A 17,943-nucleotide genomic window follows, 5' to 3' on the forward strand; every position below is an offset into this window, starting at 1 on the left:
GCGCGGCATTCAGAAACGTCAGTGCAGCAAAATGGCGATGCGGATAGGAACATGGGCATGGCTTTCGCTGCACGCACGGGTCCCCTGGGGAGCACCGTGCATTTTTGGGAGTATTCAGCAGACCAGGATGGCTGTATACGCGCCAGACACATCTTATTGGTCCCAAGGACGCCTTCGACCGGCGATTTGGGTCGGCAGGCAGACCCCATCAGGGCATAAAGGCATGCCTCGTGCCTGCCCGGACGCCAAAATGACGTCAATCCCCATGACATTACCCGACCGCAACGGCGCCGGCAGAGCTCGCAGTGCTGAATACTCCGTTTTTTGCACGGCCCAGGCGGGGGTACATCAGGGCCAGAAAGAACATCCCAACCTTTTTATGCAATCTGTAATGGGAAGTATGCAAAACACCATGAGACAGCATTGCAAATGTCCAATTTGAACGCGCGGGGCAGCAGCGCCTCCACCCCACGCACAAATCCGGCAGAGCAGGGACGCTCATAACGAGTCCCCACCGATATGCAGACGTGGCTCGAGCGCCATCACAAAATAAGTCGCCCGGGCCGCGTTTAACGACACGGCATGAGCATCAGCGCTCGTAGATTACGTTACCTGCCAGGTAGGTGGCCTGAACCTTGGTGGCTTGCAGCTCTTGGGGGTCAACGGTGAGCGGGTTTTGGTCCAAGACCACCAGGTCAGCATACTTGCCGGGCTCCAAGCTGCCGAGGTTTTGCTCGTCGCCTGCTGCATAGGCGCTGCCCAAGGTGTAGTTGCGCAAAGCCGTTGCCGCGTCGATGCGCTCGCTCGGCAACCAGCCGCCCTCGGGCCAGTGGCTTTTGGGGTCCTGGCGTGTGATAGCCGTGTAGAGCACGTCCATGCTGGTGACGGGCGTGATGGGGCTGTCGGTACCGAAGGCTTGGCGAATGCCGCGCTGCTTATAGGTTGCGAACGGCCACATGATGCGGCTGCGCTCCAAGCCCAAATCGCGCTCCGGTCCACCCGGGTCGAGCGTAATGTGGCAGGGCTGGCTCGAGGCGATCACGTTGAGCTTGCGCAGGCGGTCGATGTCCTCGGGCAGGAGGTTCTCCAGGTGCTCGAGCGTGTTGTGGCCGTGCTGGGGCAGGCCGTACAGACCGGCGGCTTCCTCGAAGATATCCAGCGCGGCATGAATCGCACCGTCGCCGATAACGTGGATGCGCACGGCGCGGCCGCGCTCCGCAGCCGCCAGAACCAGCTTGCGCATGCGCTCGGCGGAAACCGTCAGACGGCCTTGGTCGCCCGGGAAGCGCGGATTGGTATAGGGCTCGGTGAGATATGCCGTATGTTCGCTCGACACGCCGTCAAAGAACTGCTTAAAGCCCGGCGCCGAAAGCAGTGCGTTGTTCGCGTAGCGTGCCTGCAGCTCTTCTAGACGCGACTGGTCATCCAGCAGCGTGGGGAACAGATGGGCACGAATGCCCAGCTTGCCGGCTGTCTGCAGTTTGTCGTAGACGTCGTCGCGGATAAAATCGCAGCCCGGCATGGGCATGAGCGACATGTCGCAGATCGAGGTGATGCCCTGCTCGGCCATGCGCCTCATTTGATCGGCGTAAGCGCTTGCGATGCGATCTTCGCCCAGCCACTCAAGGCAGCGCGGCAACAGCTGCATGGCAGCCGCCTCGTGAGCAATGCCCGTGAGCTCACCGTTTGCGTCCTTGTCGTAGCTGCCGCCCGCTGGCGGCTCGCTATCGCGCGTGACGCCGAGCGCCTCGAGAGCGCGACTGTTGAGCCACAGCGTGTGGCCGTCGCCCGAGTACATAACGCAGGGACGATCGGGAAATACCGCATCGAGCGACGCCTTGGTAGGATGCTCGGGCGGGTCCCAACGGTAGTCGCGCCAGCCCTGCGTTACAACCCAAGCGTCGTCGGGCAGATCCTGGGAAAACTCGAGCACGTGCCGCACCAGCGCCACCTCGGACGTGCCCCCATCCATAAGCATATACGGCGAGGAACCGACCGAGGTATGAAAGAAGTGCAGATGAGCGTCATGGAAACCGGGGCAGACAAACTGCTCGCCGTAGTCGATAACCGGCGTGGCGGCAGGCGCGGCGGCGATCACGTCATCGGGCTTGCCGACTGCGACGATACGGTCGCCTGCGATGGCAATCGCCAGCTCACGGGCGGTATCGATGCCGTCTTGCGAGGTAAAGACGTTCTTAGAGCGGATAATCCGATCGATATGTTGCATGGGCATCCCCATCTCTGGCAGGAAATTCAACACCCCCGAGTGTACTCCACCGCCACAGCTGCAAAACGTCAAGCGGTAAACGGCACCTTTCCCAACCCCAACGGCCCCGCCTGCCCTTGGGGACGGGGTAGAAATGGTAGATTTCAAGCTTGACAGCCGCATCCAAGGCTGCGTGCATAAGCAATTTGCACCTGTCAAGGTTACGGAGGTATCCATTTCTACCATTTCTGCCCCGTCCCCAAGTGGCAGGTGGCATACTGGAAAGAGCCTGTACGATTTTGCGATAAACCAGCAAGGAGCAAATCGACCATGACGAAGACCAAGGCACAGCAGATTATGGCAGCGACCGAGGCCCGCGCGGCTGATGACGTCACCGCAGCCATCCAAGATATCGCCGCCGAGTTTGAGCCCTACATCATCAAGCAGCGCCGGCACTTCCATAAGCACCCGGAGCTGAGCCTCGCCGAAGAGCGCACGACTTCTGACATCGCCAACCAGCTCGACGCCATGAATATCCCCTACGAGCGCCCGCTTAAGACGGGCCTGGTGGCGACCCTTCGCGGCACCGCACCCGACGCCTACCGCGAGGACGGCACGCCGCGCCGCCGCATCCTGCTGCGCGCGGATATCGACGCCCTACCCGTCACCGAGCAGACCGGCGAGGAGTTCGCCAGCGTCAACGAGGGCTGTATGCACGCCTGCGGCCATGACTGCCACATTGCCATGATGCTCGGCACGCTGCAGATTCTGCGCCATATGACCGACGACATCCACGGCGAGGTCCGCATCGTCTTCCAACCCAGTGAGGAAAACGGCCAAGGCGCCAAACTCATGATCGGCACGGGTGTGCTCGATGGCGTCGATGGCGCCTACGCCGCACACATCTGGAGTGAGGTCGACGCCGGCACCGTAAGCTGCGAGCCCGGTCCGCGCATGGCCAATACCGACTGGTTCCGCATTGATGTCCGCGGCACCTCGTGCCACGGCGCCATGCCCCAGCGCGGCCACGACGCCGTCATGGTGGCGGCAGAGATCGTCAACGCCCTGCAGACCATCGTTTCGCGCGAGATCAGCCCCTACGAGCCGGCCGTCATTACCGTCGGCGAGCTGCACGGCGGCACCGCGCGCAACGTTATCGCCGGTACCGCCTACCTCGCCGGCACGGTGCGCACCTATGGCGATTCGACGCACGAGGAAATGCCCGAGCTCATGCGCCGCATCGTAGAGCACACTGCGGCGGCCCTGGGCGCCGAGGCTGAACTTACCGACTACACCATCGCCAACTACAAGGTCGAAAACGACGTCGCCTCGAGTGAGCGTTGTCGTCAGGCCGTGGTCAAGTGTCTGGGTGCAGCCGGCGAAGGCCATTATCGCGGCACGCTTTCGGGCGAGGATTTTTCGGAGTACCTGCGCCGTGTACCGGGTGTGCTTGCCTTTGTGGGCACGCGCAACCCCCAGATCGGCGCCACCTATGCCCAGCACTCCTGCTTCTATAAGATCGACGAGAGCGTGCTCGCCAAGGGCTCCATGGTAGCCGCTCAGTATGCTATCGACTTTTTGGCCGAGCCCACGCAAGAGGAGCTCGACGGCCCCGCTATCGCCGCAGTCGCCGAGACCAATCCCGATCTGGCAGCCAAGCTACGCTCTGCCAAGGCAACGGCCGCCGAGGCCCGCGACGCCATGCACGACGCCCGCACCGCCCGCCATGCCGCCATCAAGGGCATCCACGAAGCTCGCACCGCCGCTCGTCACGAGGAGAAGCATGGCGAGTAGCCGAATCGCGACCATCTCGCAGCCGTAGCCACATCGCGATGTCAAAGCGGGGGCGGACGTTTCGACACGTCCGCCCCCGCTCATTCGTCAAGCACTATTTCTACCATTTCTACCCCGTCCCCAAATGGCAGGTGACAGGGCTACTCGTCTTGCGGGTCCTCGTCGGAGCTTGGCGCGGGTTCCGTCTCGGGCTCGGGCTCCGTCTCGGGCTCGGGCTCCGTCGTGGGCTCGGACTCCGGCGCAGATCCCGGAGCAGACTCAGGCTCGGGCTCAGGCGCGACATCCGGAGCGCTGTAACCCGAAGGAGCGGACTTCTTCTCGAAGGGCAATACAAACGTCAGGACGTCGTCCTTATCCTCGTCGGCCCACTCGCTTGCATAACGTGCGACCCAATAGCCAACGGCACGGTGCTTGAGCATCTTGCCAAAGACCGTTAGAAATACGGTGACGAAAGCGATCAGCACCAGGAACAGTACGAGTGCGATGCCACCGCCGGCAACAATTGCCTCAATACCCGTAGGACGATAGTAATAGCTATACATACCGACAGAGGCAATGGCGCCAAAGACCGCCGTCAAGATCCATGTGACAACGTTGGCGACCAGGCCCGTCAAAAACTCGGGAAGGAATGAAGCACAGAACAGCTTGGTCTTATTGTTCTTAAAGGCCGCCCAGACCTTGTCGAGCGAAAACGCGCTCTCGACGCGACCGGTCACCGCAAAGTGCATCACGGCGATATCGGCGAACATCTTAAAGAAGACTCCCAGGACCGCCGTGGCAATCATAGCCAGGACAAGCAGGCCAAGCGAGCCAAACAGCGCAGTCTCGAGCGCAGAAGAGCCGTAATACGAATACGAGCCCGCCGCGCCAATTACCACGCTCTCCACCAGCGAAAGCACTACACCAATAACGGGAATGGCAGCGATAATCTCGAGCACGACCGAAATAACGCTCGAAAAGACCCCGAGGCCAAACGATGTGGAACGCATCAACGGACGATCCATGCCGTCATCGATCTTAAGCGACAGGTCGCGACCCCACTCGATGCCAAAGCCCGAACCGCACACACTCGCCACGCAGGCGGCCAAAAAGCCGATGGCAGCTGCAATACCGCCGATAACGGGAATGAACAGCACGAGCACCGACACGACACAGATAAGCGCCGGCAAAAAAGCAATCTGGCACACGCGCTGCAGCACGCCCGGAGTCTTGGTCATGTCTTGGAACGCCTGAGCCACACAGCCCTTTGGCGCATTCGCCACGGGCGGTTGCGGAACAAACTGCTGGGGCTGAGACTGTCCCTGGGGAGCGGGGCCGGCGGCCTTGACCACGGTATTAGGGGCACCGCACACGCCGCAGAACTTGTCGTTATCGCCCATGGGGGCGCCGCACTGCGAACAGAACATCGAAATCATCCCTTCGTATCTAGAGTGAACCACCTGGATCGCAAACGACGTCTTTGGCAACATTATCGCGCAATGTGGGGACAAATACCCCAAGATGACCGATTTGAAACGTTGGCGGCTTTATTCAATGGTTCGAAGGGTATATCCGCGCTAGTTCGTGCCGCGGAAGCCCTTGCCCACGATCTCGGAGCTGTCAACGATCGTGATAAACGCATCTGGATCGATATCGCGGGTATAGCGGCGCAGTTGCACTGCTTCGCGACGGCTCAACACGCTCATGATCACCGTCACGCAATTGCCCGAGAAGGCACCGTAGCCGCGGCTGATCGTTGCCGTGCGGTTGAGATGCTTGACGATAAATTCCTCGACTTTGCGCGGTTCGGAGCAAATAATCGTACAGACCTTGCGCAAGTGAATGCTCTCGATGGCCTTGTCGACCACAAGCGTCTTGGCAAACAGGCCGAGCACGCAGTACAGGCCAACGCGCGGACCGTACAAAAAGGCCGCGATGGTCACGATGCCGATATCGACCAGTAGCAAGGCGCGTCCGATCTCGAGCGTCGTGCGACGCTTGAGGATCATGGCAAGGATATCGGTGCCGCCCGTCGAGGCGCCAATGTCAAAGACAATGGCACTGCCCAGCGCCGGCAAAATCACGGCAAAACACAGGTCGAGCCACATATCTCCCGTCATCGAAACATCCGTCGGAATGAAGAGCTCAAACAGCGAGACGTAGGCCGAAAGCGCAAACGAGGCAAAAACGCTCCAAAGGATTGCCTTGCGCTCCAAAAAGATAAAGCCCAAGACGACGAGAACCGCATTGATGATCCACATAAAGACGCCGACGGGCAGAGTCGGGAACAGCGTGGAAAGAATGACCGACACGCCCGAGGTTCCGCCAAAAGCAAAATGATTAGGGGTTTTAAACGCAACGATGGCGAACGCCGTGAGGATCAGGCCCAGATTGAGCTCGGCGAAAAAGCGCGGGAAGCCCGGCTCCTGGCTGCGCTTGCGGCCGGCACGCTCGCCGCGCTCGATATCGGCGCGATCGACCACGCGCTCCATCGGCACCACGGGAGGACGATGCACCTCCTCGGCGGCACGCGATGCCGCCTCTGCCGCGGCGGCCTCAATCGCCCATGCCTTGCTTTCTGTTTCGTGCTCGTCGGCCATTACGGCAACCCCTCGTTAACAATTTGGAAACAATGCGCCCATTAGGGTAACGCGGAGCGCGAAGATTGCAACCCCTAGTTAGACGAGCGGTATGACTACATCGAGGGCATATAGAAAACGGTCGACCGCACTTTTGCTTGCGCGGTCGACCGTTTAGCGTTTTCGCAGGTAAAACCTATCGAAACAAACTTGTCCCTATTTGGTAGGTTACTCGTGCTGGCTGGTGCGGTGCTCGTACTCCTCGGGGGTGATGACATCCTCGATGCGCAGGTTGACGCCTGCCACCTCAAGGCCGGTCATCGCGGCCAGACGCTCGGTCACGCGCGCCTTAACGTCGTCGAAAATCGCGGGTGCGTAGGCGCCGTACTCGATAATGACGGAAATGTTGACGACCACGCGGTTGTCATCGGTGACCTCGACCGTCACGCCCTTGGTCAGGTTCTCGGCACCAAACTGCTCCTGCACAAAGTGCATAAGGTTGCCCTTCATGCCCAGGACGTGCGGCACCTCGCGGGTGGCCATGGCGACGATCTTCTCGATCACACCGTTGGAATAGGTCAGCGAATCCTCGGACTCGTCCGCTTCCTCGTCATCCTCGTCCGCATCGTCGGCGGGCTCGGCCTCGACGAGCGCCCCGTCCTCGAGCGTTACGTCCTCAGCCTCGGCGGCGACGGTCTCGCCTGCCTCGAGCTCGGTATCGGCCACATCGACCTTCGTGTTAAAAGCCATGGTTCCTCCTTATGCCCACCGCACACGCGGCGGTCGAATACATACTAGCGGCCGCTAAACAGACGGCCGAAGAAGTTGACGATCCCGTTCTCGCCGTCACGGATCTGGCCAATCACGGCGCCGATCAGCACAAAGAATGCGATGACGAGTGTGTCCCACAGGCCGAGCGTGAGCACCAGCACGGCGAGCACAAAACCAGCGACGGCTCCGAGCGTGGTGTTGGGATGACGGACGGCATAGCTCCAGATGGCCGCCCCCGTACCCTTGATGAGACCCATGGCCTCGTCAAAGTCGCTGGCGGCGCTGTCGTGCTGCTCGCCGGCCTCGGGGGTGGTGTCGGCGGACTCGCTCGCCGGCGTAGCGTTCTGGTCGATCGTCAGGCGCGGGGTGCGGACGGTCTTGTCTTGATTAGTATCACTCACCGGAAACCTCCACGGTCTGGACGGTAGTCTTGGACGGCAAAAAACGGACGCGCGCGGTCGTGCCCGGCGTGCCGAGCATGGTGTCGCAGGCCTCCTCGATACGTTGCTGCATCGCGGTTGCAAGGGAGGCCACGTCCCGGTCATCGAGCGCGATGGCGTCGACCTTAAAACGGACGAGCGATTCGTCGGAACCCTGCACGCGCGCCTCGACATGCTCGACCATCACACGGTCGTCGCGCTCTGCCGCAGCGCGAGCGCACGAGGAAAGCGCTGCGAGGGTGACCTCGATGTTGCGCTCCCCCGCCGGATGCACGCAGGACGGCTCGCGACGCGCGAACATCAGGCGGAAAAACCCGATGAGCACGCCAAGTGCCACGATGGCGGCGCACACCGTAACGACGACGCGAGGCATGGTGTCACGCAACAGCAGCATAAAGCGATACGTATACGGTCCCCAGAACTGGCAGACAAGCGTGCCCAGCGCCACGATGGCGGCGGCAAGGTACACGGTTGCTAGGGCTCGTTTGAGTACGCGCACGCGCGCTCCCTTCAGGTTTCGGTCCACAGAATGCAAAACGATTCGCATCATTATAAAAGAGCCGGGTCCGGTGCCATACGCACGCGGATCCGGCTCATCTATTCCACGAGGCTTGTATGCTCGCTTCATTATGCCCAGATATGCACGGCTTAACCCGTGCAGGCGCTACTCCTCCTCGAGGGCAGCGATGACCTCGTCGGTCATGTCCATGGTGCTGTAAACATCCTGAACGTCGTCGAGCTCCTCGAGACGGTCGATGAGGCGCTGGACCTTCTTGGCATCGGCGCCGGAGACCTCGGTCGGGGTGGTCGGAACCATGGTGGTCTCGGAGCCCTTGACCTGGATGCCCTGCTCCTCGAGCGCCTTGGAAACAGCCATGACGTCGTTGGCGGCGGTCCAAACGATCCACTCCTCGCCGGCGTCCTCGTAGTCGTCGCCACCGGCCTCGGCGATAGCCATCATGAACTCTTCCTCGTCACCGGCAGCACCGTTGGCGATCATGGTCTCCTTCTTGGCGTTCTCGTCCAGGATCTCCTTGGCGACGACGATCTGGCCCTTGCGCTCAAACTGGAAGGCGACGGAGCCGGAGGTGCCCAGGTTGCCGCCAGCGTGGGAGAAGGCGGAACGGACATCGGCGGCGGTACGGTTGCGGTTATCGGTCAGGCAGTCGACGTAGACGGCAACGCCGGCGGGGCCATAGCCCTCGTACACGATGCTCTCGTAGACGGCGGCATCGGCACCCGAACCGAAGGCCTTGTCGATAGCGGACTTGATCTTGTCCTTGGGCATGGACTGAGCCTTGGCCTTGGCAACGGCAGCGGCGAGGCTGGCGTTGTTCTCGGGCAGCGGGTCGCCGCCGAGACGGGCAGCAACGGTGATGTTGCGGCTCAGCTTGGAGAAGAGGGCGGAACGCTTGGCGTCCTGCGCGCCCTTACGATGCTTGGTTGTGGCCCACTTAGAGTGTCCGGACATACGTGTCTCCTATCGGTTTCGACCTAAAGCCCAGCGCAGATGCTCGGGCAATATAAACAAACGTCGTTATGATATACCTACTGGCCTGCGAGATAAACCCCAAAATGAAGGCGTCGTGATGATGCAGCCCCTTGGTGCAAAGCAACCTGTCCCCTTTGCACCAAGTTAGAACCAGAGAAGGTCGCTGCGGGTGATGGTGGCGCCGATGGCGAAGGGCATGCAGGCGATGACTGGATACAGGTAGCGCATGTAGGTCGAGCCGTTGCAGGGACCGATCAGGCACACGGCGAGCACGCCCAGCAGCGGCACCCAAATGGCCAGCCCGCGCCACGAATGACGACGTAGCAGATAGACCACCACAGCGATCATGATCCACACATAGGTGGCCGAGCTCATGGTGAGCGAGATAAACGGGATGCGTTGTACTGCCACGCGATACAGGTTGATCAGGTGGTCGCACCAGCGCACAACCTTGCTATCGACCGGATGGAAGTCGAAGTACTTGAGGTTATCGGGCTTCGCCATGATCTCGGCACTGCGCGCCGTGCTGTAGACCCACGCATCGCGGGCACTCGGATAAAAGTAGCCGTAGTAGTTATTGATGAGCGCCGAGATATAGCACTCGGGATCCTTTTTGAACATCTGGGCCCACACCTCAAAATAGGCCTTGATGTCCTCCTGCGAGGCGTACTCGTTAAAACAGTTTTTTACGGCATCCGACTTGTCGGGGTTGTAGCGACGGCCCAGATTCTCGTACTTGAGCACACGGTCGATCGCAGCGCGTTCCTTATCGGTCACCAGACCGTCGCAGGGAGCTTCCTCAATCGTGCCGTCGTCTTTGACCTTGGGGTTAACGCCCGAATTAAGGCCGTCGTGCTTTTGGACGAAGCGCGCCGTCTGTTGAAACGGAATCGAGAGGATCTCGCGCTTGGAACCCGGCGTGATATCGTGCTCGGGCATAAAGACCTTGGTAAAGTACATGTTGGAGGCAAGGCAGAGCACGAGCACCGCGAGAACGCCGGCCCAGCGGAAGCGCGGCGTGGCGCATGAGGGTGCGACGCCAGACTGTTTGACCACGCGACGGGCCACATGCGCGTCCCAGGCGCAAAACGCCGCCGCAATCACGCAGGCCGCCAACGGAAAGACCAGGCCGCCATTGCGCAAAAACGTGGAACCCATGGCGCCCAGCACGAGCAACAGCCAGTCGTGGCGCGCAAAGAGCACAGGCGTGCGCTCGCCCGCGCGCTCGGCATTGACATCGCGACGGGGCAGGCCACATGCCACGAGCTTGACGGTCTGAACGAGCAGTACCAGAAACGCATCGGCAAACAGTACGTCTTTGGTCAGCAGCGCCGCGTAGTTGGAGAACATCGGCATAAACGCAAAGAACAGCAAGATGACGCCGCGGACCGGCAGGCTCACGCCCAGCTTGCGCAGCGACGATATGGAATAGGCCACGCAGGCGGCCGTGATGACAAATTGGGCGCAGGTGTAGATGGCAAGACCCGCATTGGCGCTATTGAATAGCGAAAGCCCCAGTTGCACACACGAGCCGATGATGGCCGTGTGCACCACCGGATGATGGCCGTTGAGCAGCACGTTGGGGTTAAGCAGGCGCAGGTAGTCGCTCGTGCCGTTGGGGTAGTTGAACCATTGGCGGATCTGCGCGCCCGTATCTCCCATAAAGAGGCCGGGCAGCGAGGCGATAAGCGTGGGCGCCCAGACAATCATGAGTACAAGAAACGGCCCAACAAAAGGATGGACCGAGAGCACGGCGTGGGCAACACGCCACATGCGGCCAAAATGCGCCTCCGAAAACGGAATGCGGCGAGAACTCAACCAATCCAAAAACTCAAAAGCCAGATAGAAGGACACAATCGCCAGAAGCATCCAGCCCGCGCCGCCAATCCAGGCGCAGATAACGCGCGCCTTGTCGCCCAGCACAATCTCGGCCGAATCGGTAAGGTCGTAACTGCGGCCGAACACCATGCAGACGGCAAAGAACAGCGACGGCAGCACGACCGAGGGGCGCCAAGCGTCACCGCGGCCAAAGAACACATAGCGAAACGGTAGCGTGAGTAGGCAGGCCAGCGCGAGCAGCATCACAGCGTCGGTATGGCCGGCAAATGAGAGGAGTACCTCGTAGCACACGTAAAGCACGCCCGTCGCCTTTGGATCGATCGCCAGGACCGCGTTGCTCGACACCGGGGCGGGATCGATGGAAAACGCCGTGGTCGCCAGCAGGGCGAGCAAAAATGCGACGAGCGTCTGCTTGGCGGGATAGCGCTTAAACCAAACGATGCGGGCGGCGTCGCGCGCAGCCGTTGTGGAGAGATCGGAATCCTTCACAGTCCGAAAAGCCTTTCTAGAAACCTGCCAAAAAGGGACAGGTTTATTTTGGCAGGTTTTATCTGGGGAAACGTTACGGTTCTGTCATCGTTGCCTGGCAAAACCGCCACAAAGGCGCCTGTCCCCTTTGTGGCGGTATGTGGTGGTTAGGCGTCGAGATAGATGCGCTGGGGACGGTTGCGACGGAGGGCAAAAATGATGAGCGCCAGGCCCGCAATCACGAGCGGCAAACTCAGCAGCTGGCCCATGGTGATGACGCCGCCCAGCAGATAACCCAGCTGGGCATCGGGCACGCGCACGAACTCAACGAGAAAGCGGACGATGCCGTACCCCATCACAAACACACCCATAAACGTACCCTGGGGCAGCAGCGGTTTTTTGCGGCTGAGCACCTGCAGAATGCAAAAGAGCACAATGCCCTCGAGAAATGCCTCGTAGAGCTGGGATGGATGGCGCGGCATATCGCCCGCGGTGCCGCCAAAGATCACGCCCCAGGGCAAATCGGTCGGCTTGCCCCACAGCTCGCCGTTGACAAAGTTGGCGCAGCGCCCCAGGCACAGGGCCAGCGGAGCACCGATAACGGCAAGGTCGGCGATGGTCCAGGCGTCGAGCTTGTACATGCGGCACACGAGCACGCCTCCGATGATGCCGCCCACCAGGCCGCCATGGAAACTCATGCCGCCTTCGTTGGTGGCAAAGATCTCGAGCGGATGCGCCCAGTAGTAGCCGTCACCGTAAAAGATGACGTAGAACAGACGGGCGCCAATGATGAGGCCAAAGACCACACCAACCACGACACTCATCAGGTCGTCGACCGTAATGTCAAAACCCCAACGACGCTGCGTGCGGTACATGACGACCGCCGTGAGCAGAGCTCCGACCACATAGGCCAAGCCGTACCAGTAGATGGTGATGGGCCCCGCCGAAATGGCGACAGGATCAAGCATATGGTAGAGGTCGTTGAGCATATCGGTCCCCCTGCTCCCTACATACAAATGCGGCCGCGGGCCTTTCGCTCGCAGCCGCACATTTGGGCATGACGTCTATGCGGAGCACATCGCCCGCAGCTTTCGCTTCTCAGAACGGCGCATACTCGTCGTACAGATCCTCGACCTCGCCGGAGGCATTGACCTGCTCGACACGCGTAACGCCGGGCACGTGCTCCTTGAGGATACGCTCGACGCCCATGGAAAGCGTCAGAGCGCTCATGGGGCAACCGGCGCAGGCGCCCTGGAGCTCCAGCTTGACGACGCCCTCGTCATCAACGCCCATATACTCCATGTCGCCGCCGTCGGCCTGCAGGTTGGGGCGAATCTCTTCAAGAACCTTCTTAAGCAGCTCTTCGTTAACAGCCACAGGGGCTCCTTTCTCACAATAACGCGGGCGCGCCCGCGGACAGAGCTATGTTACTACAGCCATGTACCCGCTCGCGAGCCGTCCATGCGCGCGGACACGACTTTCACGAGCAGTTAATTTGACAGTCAATTTGGGACGGGGCTTAATTAGCCGCTTTTGCCAACGCCCGGCGCTCGTACACGCTGCCGCTACTGCTGCGTTTGTTCCCCGGTACCAATGTGGACATCGACGATAACCTGGCGGAAGCTAATGCCACAGGAGTCGAGAATGCGGCGACTGATGCGGCCGTCGTCGGTGTCGGCGTACTTATTGTCCAGATAGACAACCTCGCCCACACCTACCTGCGCCAGGATTTTGGCACAGTCGTGGCACGGGAACAGTGTGACGTAGACCGTGGAACCCTCAAGGTCCTTGAGCGAGCCGCGGTAGTTGAGCACGGCGTTGGCCTCGGCATGAACTACGTAGTTATGTTTGTCCTGCAGCGGGTCATCGCTCGTGCCCCACGGGAAAAAGTCGTCGTTGAGCGCCGAGGGCGTACCGTTGTAGCCCACCGAAAGAATGCGGTGGTTGGTGCTGGCGATGCACGCGCCCACCTGCGTATTGGGATCCTTGCTGCGGCGCTGCGCGGCGATGGCCACGCTCATAAAGAACTCGTCCCAGCTAATAACGTCGCGGCGCTTGCCCGACGCGGTTTGATGAAGATCGTCCGACATGGCAGACACCTCCGAAATCGAAATAGTTTGGCCCATTGTAGCAGGTGAAAGGTGGGACTGTTTCCTCCCCCCGCCGACGTTCTTGGCTTTATGCGCGGCGAGGCTTTTGGTTGATGCGGTACAGCTCGGCGAGACCCCGCAACGTCAGCGCGTCGTCTACCGTCAGGCTGTGGCCGACCAACGCCGCGAGCGCCTCGGCATCGTCGCCGGTGATGACAATGGGCACGCTGCCCTCGCCTGCCGCCTTGGTCGAGCGCATCTCGGCAAGCACCATGTCGAGCATGCCGTCGATACGGGCCACCTCGCCCAAGACCACGCCCGAGCGCATGGCCTCGCGCGTGTTGCGACCGATCACATGCGTGGGTGCCGAGGGCTCGACTTGCGGCAGGCGCGCCGCAGCGGCCGAGAGCGAGCGAGCGCCGAGCGCCAGCCCCGGCGCGATAACACCGCCGACAAAGGTTCCGCGCGCATCGATGACCTCGATATTGGTCGTAGTGCCCAGGTCGATCACGATGCACGGAGAGCCGTAGACGGCACGGGCCGCCACGGCGTCGGCGATGCGATCGGGACCGATCTCGGCCGGGTCGTCGTAGTGCACGGGCATGCCGGTCTTAAGTCCCGGCCCCACGGTGAGCACGCGCCCCGTGCAGGTACGGGAAAGTGCCGCCTTCCACGGGCGCTCGAGCGCCGGCACCACGCAGCTCAGCACTGCTGCCGCAGGAACGAGCACACCAGGCATGCCCGCATCGGCTGCCAGTGCGCCCATGACCCGCGCGAGCCTCATGCGCGCCTCATCGGCCGTAATGCTCGGCGGCGTCGTGATCTCGCACGTCGCAAGCGGGCATTCCTGCGCCGCGGCCGAATCCTCGGCAAACAGACCAAAGCGAATGAACGTGTTGCCCACGTCGACCGTCAATATATATGCGCACCCATTAAGCATCGTCGGCGCTCCTTTCGTCTGCCCAGCAGTATATCCCCGTCCCAGAATAATCATCCTTCGACTTCGCTCGAGGTAGCTAAAAAAGTCCCGTCCCAAATTAGCTGGTTTTGGCAGGGCATGGGACGGGCGATGCCGCTATACTGATGCGCGGTCGTGCGCGAGCTCACGCGGCGGCCCTTGGTAACCCGACTTCCCGCGCCGTATCCGTAGCGGCGCTTGCGGGGGAAGCGGATATACGCAAAGGAGTTCTATATGGGCAATCCCTCGAACCGCACCTCTATGCGCGGTCAACTCACGCTGCGCGGCGTCGTCATCGGCGTCCTTGGCTGCGTGATTATCACGGCAAGCTCGGCCTACACGGCCCTCAAGATGGGCGCCCTCCCCTGGCCGATCATTTTCGCTGCCGTCATCTCGTTGTTCTTCCTTAAGCTCATGGGCAATGCCAGCCTCAACGAGGCCAACGTTACCCACACCATCATGTCCGCGGGTGCCATGGTCGCCGGCGGCCTGGCGTTTACCATCCCGGGCGCCTGGATGCTGGGCTATGCCGACCAGATCAGCTGGCTCGACATGTTTATCGTGGCGATCGCCGGCACCATCTTGGGCCTTCTGGCAACGGCGCTCATCCACCGTCACTTTATCGTGGACGCCGCGCTGGAGTTTCCCACCGGCAACGCCGCAGCCCAGACCCTGCGTGCTACCGAGGCCGGCGGCAAGACCGGCAAGCAGCTCTTTGGCTCCATGGCCATCGCAGGCATCTATAGCGTGCTGCGCGACGCCCTGGGCGTGGTGCCCAGCATGCTGTGCACGCTCAATATCCCCGGCGTGACCTTTGCCATCTACAACTCGCCCATGTTGCTGTCCATCGGCTTTTTGGTGGGCTTTGCCCCCGTCGCCTTCTGGTTTGCCGGCGCGCTGCTGGGCAACTTTGGCATTATCGTCGGCGGCACCGCTGCCGGCCTGTTCGATATTGTGACCGCGCAGGGTATCGTCAAGTCCTTAGGTATGGGCCTTATGATGGGCTTTGGCGTCGCCGTCGTCCTTAAAGACATCCTGCCGCAGGTCGCCGGTATCGTCCGCGGTCTTGCCGCCGACAGCTCCACCGACACCGACGAGCAGTCGCTCATCTCGGGCTCGCTTAAGCTCGACGCCGGCATCATCGGCCTGGGTACCGCCTCCATCGCCGTGATCATCGCCGTCGCGCTCGACCTGGGTGCCGTCCCAGCCGTCATCGTCACGCTGTTCACCTTTGTCACCACCATCATGAGTGCGCAGAGCTGCGGCCAGACGGGTATCGACCCCATGGAGATCTTTGGCCTCATCGTCATGCTCATCGTAGCGGCCTTCGCGCAGCTTGCGCAGGTCAAGCTGTTCTTTATCGCCGGCATCGTGGCCGTGGCGTGCGGCCTTGCGGGCGACGTCATGAACGACTTTAAGGCCGGCGCCGTGCTGGGCACCAACCCGCGCGCACAGTGGATCGGCCAGGCCATCGGCGGCATCGTGGGCGCACTGGTCGCTGCCGCCGTCATGGTCGCGCTCGTCACCGCCTATGGTCCGGACGCCTTTGGTCCCGACAAGAGCTTTGTGGCCGCGCAGGCAAGCGTAGTCGCCACCATGGTCTCGGGCATCCCGAGCGTGCCGTGGTTCGCAGGCGGTTTTATCGCCGGCATCGTCATGTATTGGCTCGGCATTCCGGCCATGATGATCGGTCTGGGCGTGTACCTGCCGTTCTACATGTCGCTCACGGCCTTCTTGGGCTCCTGCGTCAAGCTCGCCTACGACAAGTGGGCAGCCCACCGCGACGCCGGTTCCGGTCTTTCGGGCAAAGAGAAGGCTTCCAAGGATGCTGCCTTCCAGGAGCAGGGCCTGGTCGTCGCCAGCGGCCTGTTGGGAGGCGAGTCTGTCGTTGGCGTTATCCTGGCGTTTGTCTCCGTCGGCCTGAGTCTGCTGGGCTAAACCCAACAACAACGTACCCGTACAGAGCGCGGGGCCGGAGACCATCCGGCCCCGCGCTCTGTATCTGTCGAAACACTCGGCCGCAACCGCATTTGACGTCCCCCTTACCTGCTCGTCTAAGTTTCACGTCAAGATGACCGCCCCGCCCGCCACGGTGTAGAGTACATGCTGCGAGCGCACCCGCGTTCCTGCGGCAATACGAGGTGGACATGGAACTCGACAAACAACAGATCAAGCGACTACGCAAACGCCATCACCGGCGCCACGGCATTCGACCTGCCCATAGTGAGGCCCTGGAGAACACCGGCCGCTTCCTAAAGCGCGCATTCAACATTCGCGAGGGTCGCGCACCCTATCACGTGATTCGCAAGCGCTTTGTAAACGGGGCGCGGCTGACCGGCTCGCACTTATGCATCCTCATCATCGCCATGCTCATCGCGAGCATCGGCCTCGATATCGACTCGGACATTGCCATCGTGGGCGCCATGCTCATCTGCCCACTCATGGGGTCGGTCCTTGCCATGGCATATGGCATCGCCACGCTCGACCGCGAGATTGCCGTCGAGGCCGTCGCCGGCCTCGCGCTACAGATGGCCTTTTGTCTGATCACGTCCACGCTGTATTTTAAGCTCTCGCCCCTTGGCACCACCACGGCCGCCATCATCGACAACTCGACGCCCACTGTGTGGGACCTTGCCGTCGCGCTCGCGGGCGGCTTTGCGGGCGGGCTGGGCAACTCGCGTGACCAGGAACCTGCCACGCTTATCGCCGGCGTGGCCGTGGCGACCGCGCTCATGCCGCCCCTGTGCGCGGCGGGCTATGGCATCGCCACTGCAAGCGGGTCACTGTTTCTCTCGGCGCTTTATGAGTTTGGCGTCAACGTGGTCTTTATCGCACTGGCTGCCGAAGCCGTGCTGCTTCTTTTGCGCGTGCCGCTCAAGCGCGACCTGAACGGCGACGGTATTGTGACTGCTGAAGAAAACGCCGAGGTCAACGAGCTATCGCGCAAGGTGCGCCGCCGCATCATCGTGGGCACGGCGATCTTTGCCATCCCCTGCATTATTATGACGGCGGGGTCTATTGGCTCGGCGCAGGCCGGCGTGCAAGACGGCTACGGCGTCACTGAAACCACGCGCGAACTTGCCGCGGTGCTGCCGGGCTTTAAGGATTACACCGTCGCCGTCGAGACCTCGGCTACCGAGGGCGACAAGGAGGGCGTTGTCGAGCGCCAGACTGTCGCTCGCGTAACGACAAGCGAGACGCTCGGGGCGCACGACCGCCGTGTTGCCCGCAAGCTCATCGACCTCAACGTACCCGAACTCGATCGCGTGGAGTTTGACGTGAAGTGATGCGGAACGTGAGGTAGGCCCGGTACGAGCGCGCGCAGCC

The 17,943-nt window shown here is 61.5% G+C and carries 15 protein-coding genes; 3 read left to right on the plus strand and 12 right to left on the minus strand.

What is annotated here, in order from left to right; all coding sequences use genetic code 11:
- Window positions 1–589: 589 nt before the first annotated feature.
- Window positions 590–2,233, minus strand: coding sequence for an amidohydrolase (locus ACTQ40_RS02420; protein ID WP_441563252.1), 1,644 nt, complete (start codon window positions 2,231–2,233; stop codon window positions 590–592).
- 303 nt (window positions 2,234–2,536) lie between these two features.
- Here ACTQ40_RS02420 and ACTQ40_RS02425 point away from each other — a divergent pair, with 303 nt between their 5' ends.
- The gene (locus ACTQ40_RS02425) at window positions 2,537–4,000 is read left to right on the plus strand and encodes a M20 family metallopeptidase (RefSeq protein WP_441563253.1); all 1,464 of its coding nucleotides are present in this window, start codon (window positions 2,537–2,539) and stop codon (window positions 3,998–4,000) included.
- Window positions 4,001–4,140: 140 nt separating this feature from the next.
- On the opposite strand, the gene ACTQ40_RS02430 is transcribed toward ACTQ40_RS02425, so the two are convergent.
- The 11 genes from ACTQ40_RS02430 to ACTQ40_RS02480 form a co-directional block, all read right to left on the minus strand.
- Window positions 4,141–5,406: a zinc-ribbon domain-containing protein gene (locus ACTQ40_RS02430; RefSeq protein ID WP_441563254.1), complete on the minus strand. Its 1,266-nt coding sequence runs from the start codon at window positions 5,404–5,406 to the stop codon at window positions 4,141–4,143.
- 150 nt (window positions 5,407–5,556) lie between these two features.
- A complete protein-coding gene (locus ACTQ40_RS02435) occupies window positions 5,557–6,579 on the minus strand; it encodes a YitT family protein (protein ID WP_427747673.1) in 1,023 nt (340 codons plus the stop codon).
- A gap of 207 nt (window positions 6,580–6,786) precedes the next feature.
- Window positions 6,787–7,308 carry an Asp23/Gls24 family envelope stress response protein gene (locus ACTQ40_RS02440; RefSeq protein ID WP_441563255.1) on the minus strand — a complete coding sequence of 174 codons (522 nt, stop codon included), beginning with the start codon at window positions 7,306–7,308 and terminating at the stop codon, window positions 6,787–6,789.
- A gap of 44 nt (window positions 7,309–7,352) precedes the next feature.
- Complete coding sequence (locus ACTQ40_RS02445; protein ID WP_441563256.1) at window positions 7,353–7,730, minus strand: DUF2273 domain-containing protein; 378 nt, start codon at window positions 7,728–7,730, stop codon at window positions 7,353–7,355.
- Window positions 7,723–8,268, minus strand: a complete 546-nt coding sequence (locus ACTQ40_RS02450; RefSeq protein WP_441015154.1) for a hypothetical protein — start codon at window positions 8,266–8,268, stop codon at window positions 7,723–7,725. Before ACTQ40_RS02450 ends, ACTQ40_RS02445 begins: the two co-directional genes overlap by 8 nt.
- A 165-nt stretch (window positions 8,269–8,433) precedes the next feature.
- Entirely contained in the window at window positions 8,434–9,240 is an 807-nt protein-coding gene (locus ACTQ40_RS02455; RefSeq protein WP_441563257.1) for a YebC/PmpR family DNA-binding transcriptional regulator, read from the minus strand.
- Window positions 9,241–9,405: 165 nt separating this feature from the next.
- Window positions 9,406–11,589, minus strand: a complete 2,184-nt coding sequence (locus ACTQ40_RS02460; protein ID WP_441563258.1) for a DUF6020 family protein — start codon at window positions 11,587–11,589, stop codon at window positions 9,406–9,408.
- A gap of 146 nt (window positions 11,590–11,735) precedes the next feature.
- Window positions 11,736–12,557, minus strand: a complete 822-nt coding sequence (gene lgt, locus ACTQ40_RS02465; RefSeq protein ID WP_154514827.1) for a prolipoprotein diacylglyceryl transferase — start codon at window positions 12,555–12,557, stop codon at window positions 11,736–11,738.
- A gap of 109 nt (window positions 12,558–12,666) precedes the next feature.
- Window positions 12,667–12,945: a NifU family protein gene (locus ACTQ40_RS02470; protein ID WP_427718265.1), complete on the minus strand. Its 279-nt coding sequence runs from the start codon at window positions 12,943–12,945 to the stop codon at window positions 12,667–12,669.
- A 188-nt stretch (window positions 12,946–13,133) separates the two neighbouring features.
- Window positions 13,134–13,658, minus strand: a complete 525-nt coding sequence (locus tag ACTQ40_RS02475) for a deoxycytidylate deaminase (protein ID WP_154514829.1) — start codon at window positions 13,656–13,658, stop codon at window positions 13,134–13,136.
- An 88-nt stretch (window positions 13,659–13,746) separates the two neighbouring features.
- On the minus strand, window positions 13,747–14,598 hold the full coding sequence (locus tag ACTQ40_RS02480; protein WP_154514831.1) for a type III pantothenate kinase: 852 nt from the start codon (window positions 14,596–14,598) through the stop codon (window positions 13,747–13,749).
- Between the two features lie 252 nt (window positions 14,599–14,850).
- Here ACTQ40_RS02480 and ACTQ40_RS02485 point away from each other — a divergent pair, with 252 nt between their 5' ends.
- Together ACTQ40_RS02485 and ACTQ40_RS02490 are read left to right on the plus strand one after the other, a co-directional pair.
- Entirely contained in the window at window positions 14,851–16,554 is a 1,704-nt protein-coding gene (locus ACTQ40_RS02485; protein ID WP_441563259.1) for an OPT/YSL family transporter, read from the plus strand.
- Window positions 16,555–16,763: 209 nt separating this feature from the next.
- Window positions 16,764–17,903 (plus strand): DUF389 domain-containing protein, encoded by a 1,140-nt coding sequence (locus ACTQ40_RS02490; RefSeq protein WP_441563260.1) that lies wholly within the window; start codon window positions 16,764–16,766, stop codon window positions 17,901–17,903.
- The last annotated feature ends 40 nt before the right edge of the window (window positions 17,904–17,943 follow it).

The sequence above is a fragment of the Collinsella sp. Sow4_D11 genome, from assembly GCF_052116465.1.
Lineage (GTDB): Bacteria > Actinomycetota > Coriobacteriia > Coriobacteriales > Coriobacteriaceae > Collinsella.

What these genes read in the sequence shown, in the direction of transcription:
- ACTQ40_RS02475 (WP_154514829.1), bottom strand. Translation starts at nt 13,658, where the DNA reads ATGTCGGACGATCTTCATCAAACCGCGTCGGGCAAGCGCCGCGACGTT.
- ACTQ40_RS02430 (WP_441563254.1), bottom strand. Translation starts at nt 5,406, where the DNA reads ATGTTCTGTTCGCAGTGCGGCGCCCCCATGGGCGATAACGACAAGTTC.
- ACTQ40_RS02455 (WP_441563257.1), bottom strand. Translation starts at nt 9,240, where the DNA reads ATGTCCGGACACTCTAAGTGGGCCACAACCAAGCATCGTAAGGGCGCG.
- ACTQ40_RS02440 (WP_441563255.1), bottom strand. Translation starts at nt 7,308, where the DNA reads ATGGCTTTTAACACGAAGGTCGATGTGGCCGATACCGAGCTCGAGGCA.
- lgt (WP_154514827.1), bottom strand. Translation starts at nt 12,557, where the DNA reads ATGCTCAACGACCTCTACCATATGCTTGATCCTGTCGCCATTTCGGCG.
- ACTQ40_RS02420 (WP_441563252.1), bottom strand. Translation starts at nt 2,233, where the DNA reads ATGCCCATGCAACATATCGATCGGATTATCCGCTCTAAGAACGTCTTT.
- ACTQ40_RS02490 (WP_441563260.1), top strand. Translation starts at nt 16,764, where the DNA reads ATGGAACTCGACAAACAACAGATCAAGCGACTACGCAAACGCCATCAC.
- ACTQ40_RS02435 (WP_427747673.1), bottom strand. Translation starts at nt 6,579, where the DNA reads ATGGCCGACGAGCACGAAACAGAAAGCAAGGCATGGGCGATTGAGGCC.
- ACTQ40_RS02425 (WP_441563253.1), top strand. Translation starts at nt 2,537, where the DNA reads ATGACGAAGACCAAGGCACAGCAGATTATGGCAGCGACCGAGGCCCGC.
- ACTQ40_RS02480 (WP_154514831.1), bottom strand. Translation starts at nt 14,598, where the DNA reads ATGCTTAATGGGTGCGCATATATATTGACGGTCGACGTGGGCAACACG.
- ACTQ40_RS02485 (WP_441563259.1), top strand. Translation starts at nt 14,851, where the DNA reads ATGGGCAATCCCTCGAACCGCACCTCTATGCGCGGTCAACTCACGCTG.